The sequence below is a fragment of the Wolbachia endosymbiont (group B) of Chorthippus parallelus genome, from assembly GCF_947251815.1.
GTDB lineage: Bacteria > Pseudomonadota > Alphaproteobacteria > Rickettsiales > Anaplasmataceae > Wolbachia.
Map to the genome: position 1 here is coordinate 1,484,453 of NZ_OX366390.1, position 17,043 is coordinate 1,501,495.

General features: G+C 33.2%; 6 protein-coding genes. 1 reads left to right on the forward strand and 5 read right to left on the reverse strand.

Going from position 1 to position 17,043, the window contains the following annotated elements:
- Window positions 1–44: 44 nt before the first annotated feature.
- The 4 genes from wmk (OPS21_RS06685) to wmk (OPS21_RS06700) all read right to left on the reverse strand — a co-directional run bounded on the left by wmk (OPS21_RS06685) (window position 45) and on the right by wmk (OPS21_RS06700) (window position 4,082).
- Complete coding sequence (wmk, locus tag OPS21_RS06685; RefSeq protein ID WP_264336583.1) at window positions 45–962, reverse strand: WO male-killing family protein Wmk; 918 nt, start codon at window positions 960–962, stop codon at window positions 45–47.
- Between the two features lie 78 nt (window positions 963–1,040).
- Window positions 1,041–2,237, reverse strand: a complete 1,197-nt coding sequence (locus OPS21_RS06690) for a hypothetical protein (protein WP_264336584.1) — start codon at window positions 2,235–2,237, stop codon at window positions 1,041–1,043.
- Window positions 2,238–2,335: 98 nt separating this feature from the next.
- On the reverse strand, window positions 2,336–2,992 hold the full coding sequence (locus OPS21_RS06695; protein ID WP_265027623.1) for a JAB domain-containing protein: 657 nt from the start codon (window positions 2,990–2,992) through the stop codon (window positions 2,336–2,338).
- A gap of 169 nt (window positions 2,993–3,161) precedes the next feature.
- Entirely contained in the window at window positions 3,162–4,082 is a 921-nt protein-coding gene (gene wmk / locus OPS21_RS06700; protein WP_265027624.1) for a WO male-killing family protein Wmk, read from the reverse strand.
- Window positions 4,083–4,195: 113 nt separating this feature from the next.
- On the opposite strand from wmk (OPS21_RS06700), the gene OPS21_RS06705 reads away from it, so the two are divergent.
- The gene (locus OPS21_RS06705) at window positions 4,196–5,167 is read left to right on the forward strand and encodes an Rpn family recombination-promoting nuclease/putative transposase (RefSeq protein WP_264336628.1); all 972 of its coding nucleotides are present in this window, start codon (window positions 4,196–4,198) and stop codon (window positions 5,165–5,167) included.
- A gap of 9 nt (window positions 5,168–5,176) precedes the next feature.
- Here the strand turns inward: OPS21_RS06705 and OPS21_RS06710 are convergent, their stop codons facing one another.
- Window positions 5,177–17,035, reverse strand: coding sequence for a DEAD/DEAH box helicase (locus OPS21_RS06710; RefSeq protein ID WP_265027625.1), 11,859 nt, complete (start codon window positions 17,033–17,035; stop codon window positions 5,177–5,179).
- Window positions 17,036–17,043 lie beyond the last annotated feature (8 nt).

The window sequence follows — 17,043 nt, forward strand, 5'->3', positions numbered from 1 at the left end:
CTCCATTTAAGAAAAAAACTTTATTGCTATAATTTTTTTACGAGCTATCCATCTAAAACCATATCAATAGATAAACCTACCGCTTGCAAAATAGTATCAATAGAAATTCCCCCTTTTACTAGATCCTTTGCAACTTTAATCCTTTCTATCTCTCTCACTTTCTCCTCACAAATACGTATCCCTTCAAACAAAGATTTTATTAGTGCATGACGTAGTTCTTGGCTCTCAATTTCTTTGTATTCTTTAATCAAATTCGGTAGCTCATTTTCCACTTTACTACCTTCATCTTCCTCTGTTAGTAGATCTGTAATACTAATCGATAATGTTTCTGCTATCTCATATAATTTTCCCAGTGGAGTAGCTACGCGTCCTTGTTCATAGTTGCTTATTTCGTCACGTGTTGTACTCATTTTCTCCGCTAAATCCTTTTGAGTATACTCTCTCACTAGTCTCCATTCCTTTATCTTTTTGCCTATTTGGTAGTAGATAGAACCAACTTTTTCTTCAACACATTCATCAGCAGACAGACCAATTGTTTTTGCAACAATATCAACAGAAACTCCTGCTTTAACCAGACTCTTTGCAATTTTTATTTTTTCCGATTTTCTACTACTTTTCTCACTAACTTGGACAAATTTGGTTAGCAAACAAAACATCTTACGTAACTCCTGATCGTTAATCTTTTTATATTCTCTTACTAGATTTAATATTTCTTCTTCATCTTCAAGACAGCTTTTTGATACAGGAATAAGATCAGTAATACTGATTGATAGTGCCTCAGTTATAGCATACAACCTTTCGATTGAAATTCTACGGTTCCCTTTCTCATATTGCAGTATTACCCAGTATTTTACACCAATTTTCTCAGCTAAATCTTTCTGAGTATACCCTCGCTCTAACCTCCAACTTTTCACTTTTTCCCCTACTTCACAGTCTAGACTTTTTTCCACGAAAACAATCATGCGTATAATATTTTCTACTATAGCTCAGATATAACGGTAGAAAAAACCTCTGGAACCTTAAAGTTTGCTGTAGACGCATTAAAGTTCCCTAAAGGTTTCTTTACTACCTCCACATACCCTATTTACCCATGAAGACAATACTTCATCATTGCTAATCTCTTTTATAGCATACTTTTCATTCCATATGCCACATCTAGTGAAATTACCTCTTTCTACCACTTCCTTAAGCTTCACTCCCCCAAAGAGGCAATTTTTTCCAATTTCTTCGCCTCTTTTTTGTAACTCAGCCCACATTTCCTTGTTTTCTACTCTGACTTGTACTTGATCATATTTTTTTACATCGTGGTACAATATAACATTTAGCTTACCAATGCTCGTAGGAAACTCTAACATGACAGAGCTGCCATTTGACATATCGGTATAGTTTCTTACACCTCCTTTCTCACTTTTAACCTCAACTGCATCATTACCAATTTTTAAAATATTACTTCCTAACTCTCTCAGTATTTTGGCAACCTCTACTTTACTGTCCTCAGAAAATTCTATATATAATGTTGCATTGTCTATCTCGATATCTATTAATTCTCCTTCTTGCACAGCACTTTCGCTAGCCTTCTCTAGTTCTTCTAGCTGCCTATCTATCTGTGGCTGAACTTCTGGTTGTAGCTCATTATAGATTTCATCTATCAGTTTATTCTGTAGTAGAGTATCATGAAACTCTGCACCGCTTAACATTAATTTACGTATTACCTTTTTACGATCAACCTTATCAAATTTATGAAAATGTGTACCTAATACTACATACTCTGAGAAACTCCATTCCCCATCATTACATGCATTTAGCCTTGCTCCAGAAGTTATTACTTTGTCTATAGTTTTGTGCAATTCATTTACGTTTTTTGCTTCTACCACAGCACTTTTAAACCAACTCAACTTTTTGCTTTCACTTATACTTGGCTTTATTTTTTGCAAAGCTGAAGTAAATGGATTTAAATCTTCTGCTTGATCATTTAAAGGTTTTGTGCCATATATGTAGTCAAGTCCTTTCCCATAGTTGATTTTGTTTTCGCGAACTTCTCTACCAGGGAAAGGGGCTATTTCTTCAGGCTTTTTAGCCTTATTAATTTTGCTTACAAAGGTGGATTGCTCCTTAGTACGACCAATTCCTACAATAGCATTTAACACCTCACCTTTTGATAATCTATCAAGATCAATGTTTAACTCGTAAGTACCTCCTTTCTTATCATCAAAAGGTACAATTATTTTATTACCCATATTATCCTCACTATTAAAAATACTTTTTAAGTGTATAGTTGTTATACACTCTACTACTCATTATAAATTATAGTGAGTAGATTTGCAAATACTTTCTGCTATAACAATCCGTTTTCTCTAAAGCTAAAATAGCCCGCACTTGTGATAATAATGTGATCAAACAATCTAACACTTACAGTACTACACGCTGCTGCTAGGCTCTTTGTTACTACTTGATCCTCTTCTGACGGCTCTAAGCTCCCACCTGGATGGTTATGTGACATTATTACTAATGTTGCATTTTTTATTAATGCTTTTCTTGTAATCTCCTTTATGTATACTGGCGCTTTTTCCATTTCACCAATATAGGATTCCTCTCCAATTAGTTGGCGTCTTTTATTCAAGTATAGTATTTTTACACATTCCCTTTCTGAGTGTCCTATACTTACGTTTAAGTATTCTACTAGCCCTTGTAAGTCCATTATTGGCTCACTTTTGAGCTTTTCTCTGAGCACCCTTTCTAGTGTTTCCTTAACACACATAATCATTGCTACTGCAGAATCAGTTACTCCTTCTATAACTTTCAGGTCATCCATTTCTCTACCTAAAATCCTTCCTACTCCCGTATAGCTATTCACTAGATTTTTAGCAATTTCTTGAGCCTGTGGCCTTTCATGCACTGCACTTAAAAATGTTTCCATTATTTCACGATCAAGTAGTGCTTTGCCTTTGCTTTCTAATATTCTGAATTCGATTTCTTCTTTACTTTTATTCATATAATTTACCTTTCACTAACAACAAACTTTTTTTAGATATTTACTGCTGTTTTTTATCAGCATTGGCATAAAGCCATAGCTTGCGAGTGAAGTCAAATCAATTTCTCAATCTTTTTTACTTATTTTTTCATCTAAGAGTAAAGATATTAATATATACTGATTTTTTATTTTAAATCTGTTGAATTTCGCCTAAAGAGAGGCCTGTTATTTGCAAAATAATATCGGTAGAAATTCCTCCTTTCACTAAATCCTTTGCAATTTTCATCTTTTCTACTCTCTTCACTTTCTCTTTGCAAACTTGTATGCTTTCAAACAGAGATTTTATTAGTACATGACGTAATTCTTGGCTTTTAATCTTTTTGTATTCTTCTATTAACCTTGATAGTTCCACTTCACTATTCTCATTTTCTCTTGTTTCTGGAAGCAGACCTGTAATATTAATTAATAGTACCTTTGCTATTTCATCTAACATTTCAAGTGAAACAGCAGCTCGTCCTTGTTCATATTCATATATTCTTTGATTTATTATGCCTACTTTACTTGCTAAATCTTCTTGAGTGTATCCTCTTCTCAACCTCCATTCTTTTATTCTTTGACCTACTTTATACGGAATAGAAATTTTTTTCTCATCATTATCATATTCATCAATAGATAAACTGGTCGTTTGAGAGATAACATGAGCAGAAACTCCTTCCTTAACTAAACCCTTTGCCACCTCTACTTTTACTGCCTTTCCACTTTCTTCCTCACTAATACGGATGAATTTAGTTAATAAATAAAACGTTTCACGTAATTCTTGGTCCTTAATCTCTTTATGTCTTCTTACTAGATTTAATATCTCTTCTTCCTCATACCTTCCCTCATTTGATACTTCTTGTACGCAAGCTAGATCTCTAGCAGTTGTTGATAATGCTTCTGCTAATTCATATAACTTCTTAATTGAAATTCTGCGTGTTCCTTTTTCATATTGCAGTATTACCTGATATGTTGTATCGATTTTTTTTGCTAAATCTTTTTGAGTATAACCCTGCTTTAACCTCCAGCTCCTTACTTTTTGTGCTATTTTGTACCTTATCAAGATATTTACCATAAATATTATACAAGTTAATACTACCAAATAAAGATATACAAAATGTTTGCATTTTAGTTGAATATTTCTTCACAATTGTGTATAATTATCAATGCTTTTTAGGTTAATTCGTCATGGCTTTTTCTAAATTTCTTGATCCAAAAAACGATCTTAGTTTTAAGAAAATCTTTGGCTCTGAAAAGAATAAAAATATCCTCATTCACTTCCTCAACGATATCTTGGACTTTTCTACTTCTGATCAAATAATAGAAATTGAATTCCTCAGTACTATCATGGATCCTGAAATTGCCTCTGACAAACAAAGTATTGTTGATGTTCTTTGCAAGGACTCTATTGGTAATAGATTTATCATCGAAATGCAGCTCGCTCGTGATAAAGGCTTTGAAAAACGTGCTCAACTTTATGCTGCTAAGGCTTACTCTCGGCAATTAGATAAATCTGGTAATTACATTGATCTTCAGAAAGTCTTCTTTATTGCTATTTCCAATTGTAACCTTCTGCCTGAAGAAGTTGACTATATTTCTACTCATAATATACGGGATATCAAAACCAATGGGCATTACTTGAAAGATCTGCAATTTGTCTTTATTGAGTTGCCTAAGTTTTCAAAAAATAAGGTAGAGCAATTAGAGAATACTACAGAAAGGTGGTGTTTCTTTTTTAAATACGCAGAAGATACAACTGATGAAGATTTAAGAAAAATAGCAGAAAAATCACCAATAATAAAGCTAGCATATGATGAATTAGACAGGTTTCGCTGGAATGAAAAAGATTTGATCGCATATGAGGAAAGAATATTGAGTGTACAGAAAGAGAAGGCTATTTTGGAACAACGTCTTGATGATGCTAAACAAGAAGGTAGACAAGAAGGTAGACAAGAAGGCATCCAAATCGGCCATGAAAAAGGCAGAGCTGAAGGCATAAAAATTGGCACGGAAAGGGGTAGGGAAGAAGGCAGAAAAGCAGAGAAAATTGAAGTTGCGAAAGTAATGCTTGCTGATAACATGGATATTGACACCGTTGCTAGGTTAACTGGATTACCTATTGATGAGATCAAAAAATTCCAAAAGGAAAGTATCCTTTAGATTTTTATCTTAAAAATGTGGAGATGGATATGAACGGCCTCTAGTTTCATCTTTGTTAATTTGAGCTTGGTTTGTTACTTCAGCCCTTTCTAGAAAAGTGTTAGGACGGTTGGGTGGAAAGAATACCCTTGTTGTAGGTATTCTAGCTATACTACCATCATCGATACTATATCGACTGCGGCCTCGATCAGGAAGTCTTTCGTTTTTATTTATCAGTATATGCCCAGTAACTCCTGGAGTAGCTTGTTTATTATGGCAGATAACATCATATCCAACATGAGGACCATGAGGTCCCTGTAAATCTGATTCAATTATAGGGTTATCAACGTCAATTCTTAATGTATATTTCACGTTTTCTTTAATATCTCGAACCCATATTTCAACTGTAGCTTCCATCTCTACTGGATATAGTGCTATGTCTATTTTACCGAATTTTCCAGTACATAGTATTGTATCATATCTTGTTGCCTTAAAATTTGTGGGATCAACAGATATACGTTTTTTACCAATATTAGAAAGTGCTTGGTTAATTTTATCAAGAGCTTCATTGTAAGCTTTAGCACGTTGTAGATGAGATTCCTTATTTGTTAGCACCCTATCTTCCCGTAAGTCTACGTCTTTATTTTTATCAAATTTCCATTCCCCTCTGGAATCAGAATGTTGATATGGCGATTGATTTTCTGCTTGTTCATTTAGTGTGCTAGTAGGTACAGAAATGTAACGCTTACCACCAAACGCACCAAGAGATATAGGAAGCCGGTGCCAGCCTTGCTGAATGTGATACCGTATTCCTTTATCATGTTTAATACAATCAGCTACCTTATCTCTGAATCCTTCTGGTGATATTATATTTTTTAATTCAGGTATAGCTTCTGATAAAGCCTCATATAAGCAATTATTTTTTGATTCACTACTTCTATTGTTTTCTGATGTGATGCTTCCACAAAACTCAAAATGATTATCTTTGAGCTCAAGTGGAATAATTATCCTTTCTGATCCTTCAGACATAGAGGAAAATCCTTGTCTTATACCACCATCTCCTTCGACAATAATGGTTAGTCCTGAAATTACAACTCTCTGCTCTTTTAGTATCTTATATACTACTTGAGTACACGCGCTAACACATGTCATATCCATTGGAATATTTTCTCGGACTATATCTGCAAGTAAGTCAGGATTTCTAGTTTTAATCATCAGCTTTCGCAAATCTTCATGATATTTTTCTGTAATGTGGTCTTCTGCTTTAGAAGTATTGTCACATTGTTGTTCACTCTGTAGCTTTTCCTTGTACTCCTGTTTCAATTCTTCAAAGTGCTCAAGATACTCACTTTCTTTATAGGATTGATATGCTTCTCCTACCTTTCTTCCAACATATCTAACCAGATGATTAGCGCCTTCCTTAAGAATGGGTCCCACAATATACTGTGCTATAATTTGCCCAGCCTTTTCGCGAAGCAATGATTTCCACTGATCAGTCGTTTCTTTTTTAAATACTTTATAGCCTACCTCTGCTTCTTGCCTTTGAGTTGGCAAGTCTCGTTTAGTATTTTCATCTTTACTCAACCTATCTTTTATTTTTCGATCTAAATTATCCAAAAAACTGCCAGTAATACCAGGTATTTTGCTAATGTGAGCGACACGTTCTGACCACACCACTACCTTACTGATAGTATGAATGGGTAACTCCAACTTATTACTTGTTGTACTTCTCTTTTTAACAGCTTCTGCAATTCCCTGAGTCACACTACTAACTATCTTGTTAGCTACAGGCAAGAATTTTTCCACACAATTTTGCTCAGTGAAAACACTATTGGTTAAACCATCTATAACTTTTTTTGCTTCTTCTCTTCCTAATACCTCATAGGCTTTTTTTAGGCTTGTAGAAACGTTATGCTTTTCAACCTCTTGTTCAATATTTGATAAAATTTTAGAAGCTATGCCTTCACATAGTGCTTGAAGGTAATTTTCAACGAGTGTATCAACTCCTGCATTAGCTAAGCCAAGTGCTAACCCTTCTATAGTTTTTGATGTAATACGCTTTGCAACTTCTTTTCCTATTACTTTCCAACCTGATGCTAAGCTCTTTATAACTTCTCCTTTTATTACCTTACTACCTGCAGTTTCAATCAGCTGAGTTCCGGACATTTCTGCTACTTTCTTACCAAATTCAAAATTAGGCCCAGCTAGTTTATGGCCAAAACGTGATACCTTAGCACCTCTTGAAAGATAAGCTCCTATACCAACAGTAACAGCTGTCATTATTAAACTTTCAAGCTTATGCTGTCCATAATCTTCCCAACTAAAATAACCTGACTTTAAAGCACCAGCAGCAAAGAAGAGATCATTTACACCCTCATTAACAAACGCAGCACCAACATGAGTCATCACCCCCAATGAGTACAACTCTATTACAGTACCTATAGCTATTTGGCTTACTCCCATAACAGTTACTGCTACAGTGTTGATAAGCATTTCTTGTGTCCACTTCTTCTCTTCTAATTGTAAAAGTTGATCTAATCCATTTAGAGAAAAGACATGCACTTCTTCTATATTTGCAAATTCACCTTGACCATAAAGCTCAGTGAGAGGTTTTAGCTTACTATCAGGAACTTTTAAAGCTTTTAATACACTTCTTGATCTTTTTAAAGTGCCGACAATATTTTTAATTGTATCTTCTTTCGCTAATTGTAATTGATTATCTAAAACTTTTTCCACACTTTTATCAATACTTTGCAACTTGGTCAGTACGTTTTCATGGCTTCCTTCGGGAAAAAAGTTTAAAGGTTTTTGTCTTTTGTCAGGGCTATTAATATAATAAAGATCTTGTACTAAAGATTTGCCAGCATTTTTAATGTTTTCCTTGCTAATACCCTCATCTTGTATAGACTGCATTGGATCGTACTGGGTAATCCATCCTTTCTCAACCAAGAAGCCAAAAAGCTTTTCTATACACTCTTCTTGAATGAGTGTACTTTTAGAAAGTATACATTTAAAATTATCTTTAGTCATTTTTTGACTATATATACTCTTCAACTTTTCCTCTAAGTCTTCATCTTTAGTTGCTACCATAGTAGGTCTGATAATTTTCTGTTCTAATAATTCCAAGACTAAACTTTGATGTGGTTTTGTTATTAATTGCAGACGAACAGGAAAGTTTTTTTCTTCTAGCTGCACTGCAATTTTTTGAAGGGCTATTCTATAGGTAAAACATGTAGATAATAGTCCTTTTAGGACATTCTCATAAACTGGACAGAAAGAAAGCTGAACTTGTTTGATTTCATCAAATTTGATCTTTAGTCCATAAGCACTATTTTCTGAGCCATCCTTTTTTTCAATGACCTTTTGTTTAGCTAGTTCTGCTAAAATTTTTTCAGCTTCACTTTTAGTGATATTTACTTTAGTAAAGTCTTCCAGAGTAATGGAATCGTAACAAGGAAAAGTCATAGATTCAATTTTACTTTGGTCTATATGCGCTTTTCTGTTAAATGAAAGTACTCCTCTCTCTTTCAATATTTTATATTTGTCTTTGCCTACAATCTTTATAAAATCATCTTTTTTAAAAATATTACCTTTATTTTTCTGTTGTGTAACCCATTCTACATTTAAAAGAATCTGTTCATTATTGAGCTCTAGAGTTTGCTTTTCTAACTCTTTTTGGTTTATTTTTCCAGTCAGATGGTCCAGCAATGAAGGATCTATTTCTTTCAATTTTTCATTATTAACTACAACACACTTAACTTCTTCATTTAAGATTTTTTGTTCAACCAATGACTTCCAAAATGCTTCTCGGCTAGGCAACTGTATTTCTTTTTTTAATTTTTTTTGAAATTCTTTCTCATTAATTTCCTTCCCTTCATATTTGGAAAGAAAATTTTTTAATGTTTCAACTGATACTCCGTACCCAGCACTGATCACTTTTAGCTCTTCTTCAGAAATGCTCTTTTTTACTCTCGGCTTTTTTAGCATGCCCTTTTCAAGAAGATCTTTATATAGACCTTCAGCCAGCTCTTCCTTAATATCATAATTAACAAAAGATAGTGGAGTAATGGTGTGGCCAAAAATATCATCTATAGATCGTGAAAACATATAATAAAGATTGGCTATACTCTTCTGCTGTTCTTCATAAGCGTTGATTTGAATGATGCTTTCGTTATTATTCTTCTTAATCTTACCAATAACGCTTGCTGCATTGATAGCAAATTTACTATGTTCATCTAAAAGCCTTGCAGCTTCTCGCAATTCTTGCTTAAGTTCTTTCAAAACTTTCTCATCTTCTTCTTTTAAAGGCTTTTGTTCCCAATCAACCTTCTTTACTAATGCAAATGCCTTGTAATAGCGTGCTGCTTCAGAAAAATATAGCTCCTTTTCAATCACTTCATCAAACAGCTCAATGGCATTTTTATGAGCATTTTTATGTTCCTCATTTTGAGAGAGATACTTTCCAAGTTTAATCATTTGAATTGGATTTTCTTTAACCCAGGCTAACCAGTTTGTGCTATCATATTCAATAATTAGAGTTGGAGGTCTTTCATACGAAGGTAAGCACTTTTCGCTATACCCAGTGTCTAAATTCTTTAATTGTGAAATAAATTTATCCAGTAGGTTGTGAAGATTTCTTTTATCCTGTTCACCTGTCAAATTTCTTACATATTTACTGTGTTCATCTAACCAGAAAGCCCATTTGTCCAAGCAACTCTGCAATAAAATTTCTTTAACTTCAGTAGGTACTTTTTTATCATCAAGGTCTTTCTTCAATTGTTTGTACTGCTCTTTGAATGCTTTAAAACAGCTTTCTTCCATAGTAATCTGAGTATCATAGTAAGCTTTAATGTCAGATATACGATGTAATTCTTCCACATCGCGCTCTTTTTTTAAATCAAGTATTTTTGAGTTACTGTATTCTTGTCCTTTTGAATTCATAATGATTAATTGACCAGAACCCTGGTCTCCACTTCTTGCTGCTCGCCCAAATGCTTGCTGTTCAACTCGAATATTGCTAGGTAGGTAAGTTAAACAAACATGCAACCCTTTTGCTTTCCTCAATTCTTCTGTAATTTTTATGTCAGTTCCACGACCAGCAAGGTTTGTTGCAATAATAATCTGTCCTTGCCCCAACTCTTTGTTACCTTGAACAATTTCAAACCCTTTATCAAAACCTTCGTAATCTCGTTTATATGTATGAACATGTTTTGCATCCTTTCCTCCAAAAGCTTTGTGTAAAGTCTCTACATCATTTACTGTTTCACAGATGATTAAAACAGATCGTTTTTTTTCCTCAGTTAGCCTTTTTGTTTCATTACATATGCGCTTTATCCATTCATCTTTGCCAGTACAAAGAATAGGTTTTTCCTCACGAAATTGCTTAGACTTGGCTGTAGGGATAGTTACAAAGTCTACCTCATGTATCTCCTGCAATAAATCTCTTTCTCTCTGTGACCCTAAGGTGCCTGTTAATCCATATAAGTTTCTGTACAATTTAAAGAAAGAAACATTAGAGATAAAAACAGCTTTTAAGCTTTGTAAAGATAATTTACATCCATGTTTGAGTTGTAAAAATTGGTGTAATGCTTCATCCCATTGAGAATTAGCTTGATCTGTTCCTGTATCTCTATCAAGAATTGTAATATTAGGATTGCGATCTGGACTACTTCCGGTTTTATCTACATCCACTACATAATCCTCTCCTGCTTTCATGAAGAACGCGGTTATAGCATTATTAATCCAAGATTCTAAGTGCTGTTCAATAAACGGTCTGAGATTATTGGGAACATGTATAAATTTTTCTCTTTCAATGCACTCTTTTAAAAGGTAAAGAAAACGATCTTTGTAACAATTAAATTCAGGTGAAAGTACTTTATTAAGTTCATTGTCATTAATGTTTCCTTTTAACAATTTGCCCTGATCATCTAATATCTCAGTTTCGATTAAACGTTCCCACATAATATTTTTTTGCTGCTCGCTTAATTCAGACCCAAGCTTTCCAATATCTTCTTTTTTCACCAATCCATATAAGTCACTTATCACTGCTTCTTTAATTGCTTTAGCATCAAAAGCATAGCAAAGTTCTTTATTATCTCTAGCTGGTCTATTAATCCACTGCCAAATGTAAATGTAAACAGATTCCAGCTTATCTAGTCCTGCCAGATCATGAGATAAGTACAACATATTGTTACCTTTATCGAGCAACATACTATCTACTTCATCAACAATTACATTTTTAAAATTACGATCTCCTAAAATATTTTTCCCATAAAATTTATCTAATAAATAATCGCGCTGGAAATTAGATAAATCACCATATACCACTTGATTACCTGAATATGCTTCCTTTCTTTTTTCAATATCTTCACTACAGTTATGTGATACATTAATACCAAATAAACTATAGATATCTCTATTATCCTCAGCATCACGTTTTGCCAATACAGAAGAACTAGTTATAACATCTACTTTCTCTCCATAAAGTGCTTTCATAATTGATGCTGCTACTACAATTAATGATTTTCCCTCTCCAGTAGACACTTGTGCTAGGGTGCTGCGATCATTTGTCAATAATGCTAATACAGTTAATTTTTGAGTATCACGAAGCTTAAATACTCTTTTTAGTTCTAATTCTTTTTTTAACTCTATTGCTCTACATATTACAGCAAGCATTTCCTCTTTAACATCTTGCTTTCCTTTACCAATATTGCGAAATTCTTTTACCCAATTTTTAATATCATCTTCTGTAAAACTACCTACAGATTTTCCACCGATTACATATTTCTCATCACAAATACTCTTAATGGAGTCTGCAATTTTTGATAAATTGTCTTTAATTTTTTCTGAAGTATTACCTTTACCTTTAATTAGTTCAACTAACTGCGTTATCTTTCGTTCTTCTTTATTAGCAATAAACTCCTGCTGCATTTTCTGTTCCCACTTATCAATGCTACAACTGTTAAGGGTATTTAACTCTTTTTCACTTAAGTTCCATTTTTCATTATGAAAATTAGATAAAATATTAGTAAGCTTATCAGATGACAATTCTTGTTTTTTCTTCTCTAGAGCATCTATAAATTTCTCCGCTAAACGAGTGCCAAAAATATTCTCTATAGATAAAAGATAGTAAGAAGCTGTTGGTAAGTCACCCTTTTGCCAATTTACTAATTCTAATAGCTTGCATGTCCAGTATTTTTCTTTTAAAGCATAAGGCCATTCAGATAACTCTAGTCCTTCTAAACTAACTGTTTCATTTGGAATATTACTTAATAAATGCAGAGTATCTTCAATACATTGAGCAGAAATAGGATTGCTTGATTTATGTTGATCTAACTTTACTTTAAATAACAGTAAAATGTCCTTATTTTCTATCTTCGATAAGTATTCTCGCCACTTGGATTTCTCTGCTAATGGTTTTTTGAAATAATCTTCGAACTGTAGTAACACTAATTCATCTATCCAGCTCTTTTGAGGATATGCTGCAACTATCCAACAAAAGATATTCATCTCTTTTCTATCTTCGATAATAAAGGTTAGAATTGAGTTCACTAAACAACATAATTCTTGAGAGGACACATGCCTTCCTTCATTAGAAAAGCGCTTTAACATATTATGCAAAATTCTTTGCTGTCCAATATACCGAGATGTGATTTTTTCCAACCGCTCTTTTAACTGTTGTTTTTCCCCTTCAGGAAAGTATTCTATAATTTTTTCTATATCTTCCTCTTCATTAAAAGATTGCTCATTTTCTGAAGGACTGTTATTAGATAGAAAAGCTTTATTCTTTAAGTAATCATCGAACTCCTGTTTTTGTTTAAATGGCCTAATTTCTGCAAAAATCTGTGTATAAAGACTATCTTTCTTTTTGCGTTCTTCTTCTAGCTTTAAGTAATTTTTATCAATATTTAATTGTATAAATTTATTGTCTCTACATAATATGTGAATAACTTGCTTAGATGAAGGGTTGTGATCACCTTGCAGAAACAATTTATTATCTTGATTTTCAGCGTATAATCTAATATTAATATCGAAAATGTAGGCTAATAATTCCCTATAGCTTTCTGACAATAGGCCTTTTTCTTGAATATAATTATCATGTTCTCTAAGGACAGCTTGATCTTTACAACACTCATTCCAGTCATATTCTTGCTTAAGTTGACTATTAAAGCGATTATAAAGAGCATTCAGAAATTTATCTTTTTGTATTTTTTCCTCTAGCTTACTTCTTAGAGATTTATCCTTAATACTTTCGACCCACAAACCAAATACTTCTACATGCCTTGACTGAGATAGTTCACTCTTAAACGCCTCAAAAAATATATCTAAACTGCGTTTCTGTTTTTCTAGAAATTCTTTATATTCGTTATAATATTTTTTAACATCTGTATGTTCCTCTTCTAATTTTCCTACTTCTAAAACAAACGCTCTAATTGAGTATTTTAAAGTTTTATTATCTCTATTCTGTAACTCCTCTTTACAAAACTTAGAGATCTTCTCACGTTGTGCTTTACCATTTTCATAAAGATATTGATTTAGAGTTCCTAAAATAGGATGAGAGATATTATTGTCATTTTCTTGCGCTTCAATGAGATATCTTGCTGCATTTTCAGGTGTTAATTCTACATTATCTGTAACCTCCTGGTAAGGTGGTAATTGCTTTGCAATTTCTTGCAATGTAGCAAATCTATACTTATCAATTAAAAACTTCTCTATGTCTTGTAGCTCTGTATTATTTTGTAAGCTACCCGTTTCAGGAGGGCTACCTTTTAAGGTTTCAAAAACTAAAAATAACTGACTAAGCTGAGATAAATTCAGTTCTGCCTTTTTTAACTGAAACCAATTGTCTAGCAGCGATTGTTCTTTTTTTAGCTTATCAATAAAACTTTCAACATCAATAGTCTCTCTGTAAGTGGTACTAGATGTTGTAATAAAGATATCATTATAATGCTTACTTTTATTCTGGTAAGGAGAATGACGCTTAATTCCTAATTCTGTAGTTTGCTTTTCCTGCTGCTCTTGATTTTCAACAATTGCTTGCAAAGCACGTTGTTTAGTACTCTCTAAATCGGATTGTAAATTCCGTAACGTACTTCTTTCTATAGAGCTCAAATGATGAGAATAGTTAGCTAAAATGCTACTTTGCGAAATGTTCTTTTTCCTTACAGCTTGTGCATGATGCTGTCGGTCGTTATTCTGTCTGGTACTCTTCTTTTCTTCATACCTTTTTTGCTTTTTGTGCTCAATCTTAGAAGGTTTCAGTTCAGCATATATATCCCCTTCACCTTTACGTTCTTTATAGGAACATCGTATACGTTTTGGTGAATTATCACTATAGTATCTTAACTCAACTTTACTTTTTTCTTTTACACCAGAAAATTTAGGCCATCCTTCTGTAAAAAACTCCGAAATTGAATAGTCCATATAACCCATATCCCAACCATTTTCTCCATGATCACCATATAAGCCTCCCTGTCCTTTTTCTCCTTCTTTCCCTTGCTTAACTTCTTTTATAATATTGAATTCCTGGCTGCTTTCTGGGTTTTTTACTGTTATTTCTCCAGCATATCCACCTTGACCACCTAATCCGTATTCTCCACCATGTCCTCCAGGTTGACCTAATGATCCTTTGTAAAGCAGAAAAGCTTGGCAATTTGTAGTCATACCTCCACGTTCAAAAGAAAAGATAATCTCGTTTTCTTGATTCGTCATTGCATTTATGAAAATATTTCCTCTAAAAACCTCATTATTATTACTAGACTGCTCAGTATCTTTTATAATTTCCCCTATCACTTCTTTGTCAAAAGTAGCATCGTTTTTATTTTCATACCATTCAGTTATTATAACCTGCAAATCTTCTTTAATATTATTAACAGTTTTTAGTACCTCTTTTGCTCTTTTCAGATCACCAAATTTGGCAACCGGGGGAAATTTTTTATCAAATTCTTGCTTTGTGATACCTTCTCCATCTTTACCTTTCTCCCCATCTCCACCATCTTGTCCTTTACTACCCTTACCACCATTTGAAATAATGGTAAAATTTTTCGGATTTTCTATTTTCTCTACTAGAATCAAGACATTGCCACCACTTTCCCCAGGATAACCATCTGCTCCTTGTTTACCATGACCATCTTTTCTAGTACCTGCATTATCGGAATAGGTATGATCGTTGTCTTTTCCAGATATATCCCAGATTACTTGATCATGAACTTTTATTGCTTTTGTTAAAATAACTACATTCCTTCCTTGCCAAACTCCACTCTTAAGATTTGTATCAATATGTATAATATCAGCACCAACAAAACGTACTTCATCTATGTTTGGATTTTCTAAAAGTGTATTTTCTAATTGCCGTAAAATTTCACTGACAACAATGTTCTTACCTGTTACTTCAACAACTAATCGACCATCTATTCTTCTTTCTTGTACTTCTACTGGTTTTATATAAGCACCTATAACCTCCTTAAACTTGTCTATTAAAAAAAGATCTTCTTTCTCCTTTAAGCCTTCTGTCACTTTTTTCAAAACTATAAGATTTTCACCATAAGTATCTACTTCAAGCTTCATAATATTATTGATCAACTTATCAAACGATAAATCACCACGACAAAAGTCTTCTAATTCTAGTTCAACAATAATTGATTGAAGATTTTTAGAGGAACTTAAAAAGTCAACAAAAGTTTCTAGAAAAACTAATTCTTTTTCAGCAGAATCAATATAGGCAACTATTTGTTCCAAGCACTCTTTTTTAAACCGACTTATGAAAACTTTTTCATCTTCTTTCCTAACCAATTTATAGTGCTCCATTAAAAGGGTGTAATACTCAAGTTGGTTTAAAGGATTAGGAATCTGGCTAAAACCCTGTATGTCATCTAGTGAATTAAAAATTTCTTGAATAACAGTACGGCTTTTACTTTCAGTCAGTTCTTTTAGTAAATTTGTTGTTTCTTGTAGCCAAAGCCTTGCGTAATATTTTATATATTTTCTCTCAATATAAGCATTGTCAATAGTGCTAAGCGATCTATGAAGCCTTTCTTCTATATAATCTTTAACTTGTACTAAATTACTTCTATACTCTTTAACTTCTTTGCTAATAATATCTTTTATCTCCTGTTTCTTATCACTATGTTCCTTCGTTGCATTTACAGTTTTTTTGAGATTGTCACTAGTTCTCTTATATCGTATACTCAGTGCAGGTTGGCCAGCCAATTGATACACTTGACCTAAATAGTCAGACTGCTCTGCAGTAATGAAAGTATTTTTGTACTCAGGTACAGTAATTGCATCTTCTAGCATATTAATGACTTTTAACAGCTGAATATTTTGAATCCGCTGTCTATTCTCAGCAGAGCATTGTTGCAAAGGAACCTGATTTATACTACCTAAAACAATACATAATTTTGTGTACTTTTTGAATTTATTAAAAGTGCTATATTTTGTCAGCAGATCTTCTTGCTGCTCATGTATTTTCTTTACTTTTGTCAAAAACTTTTCAGCATCATTCTTTAATTCTTTTGTCCTGTCTGAATAGCCTTCTCCAGAAACTTCAGCAAGCTTCTCTAAACATTTTTCTAAACATTGTTTTACGCTTTCTAAGTTAACCTTATATTTATTAAACAGCTCATCATTATAGTAGCACGCAAGGTTATAATAGTGGTAAGCTAAACGCTCATAATACTGTGAATAAGACCAAGAATTAGTATTTTCTCTTATGTCCTTCCTTAGCTCTCTATACCGTTTATTTAATTCTTCTGACACGTTTGCTAGCCAAGGCTCATTTCCTACCCAACTCCCCAAAGAATTTAAATACTGAATAGCTTGCTCAATATTCAAAACAGAGCTTACATTTCTTCCACTGTCACTAATCTGTTGATTTTGAACATTAAACATACATAACT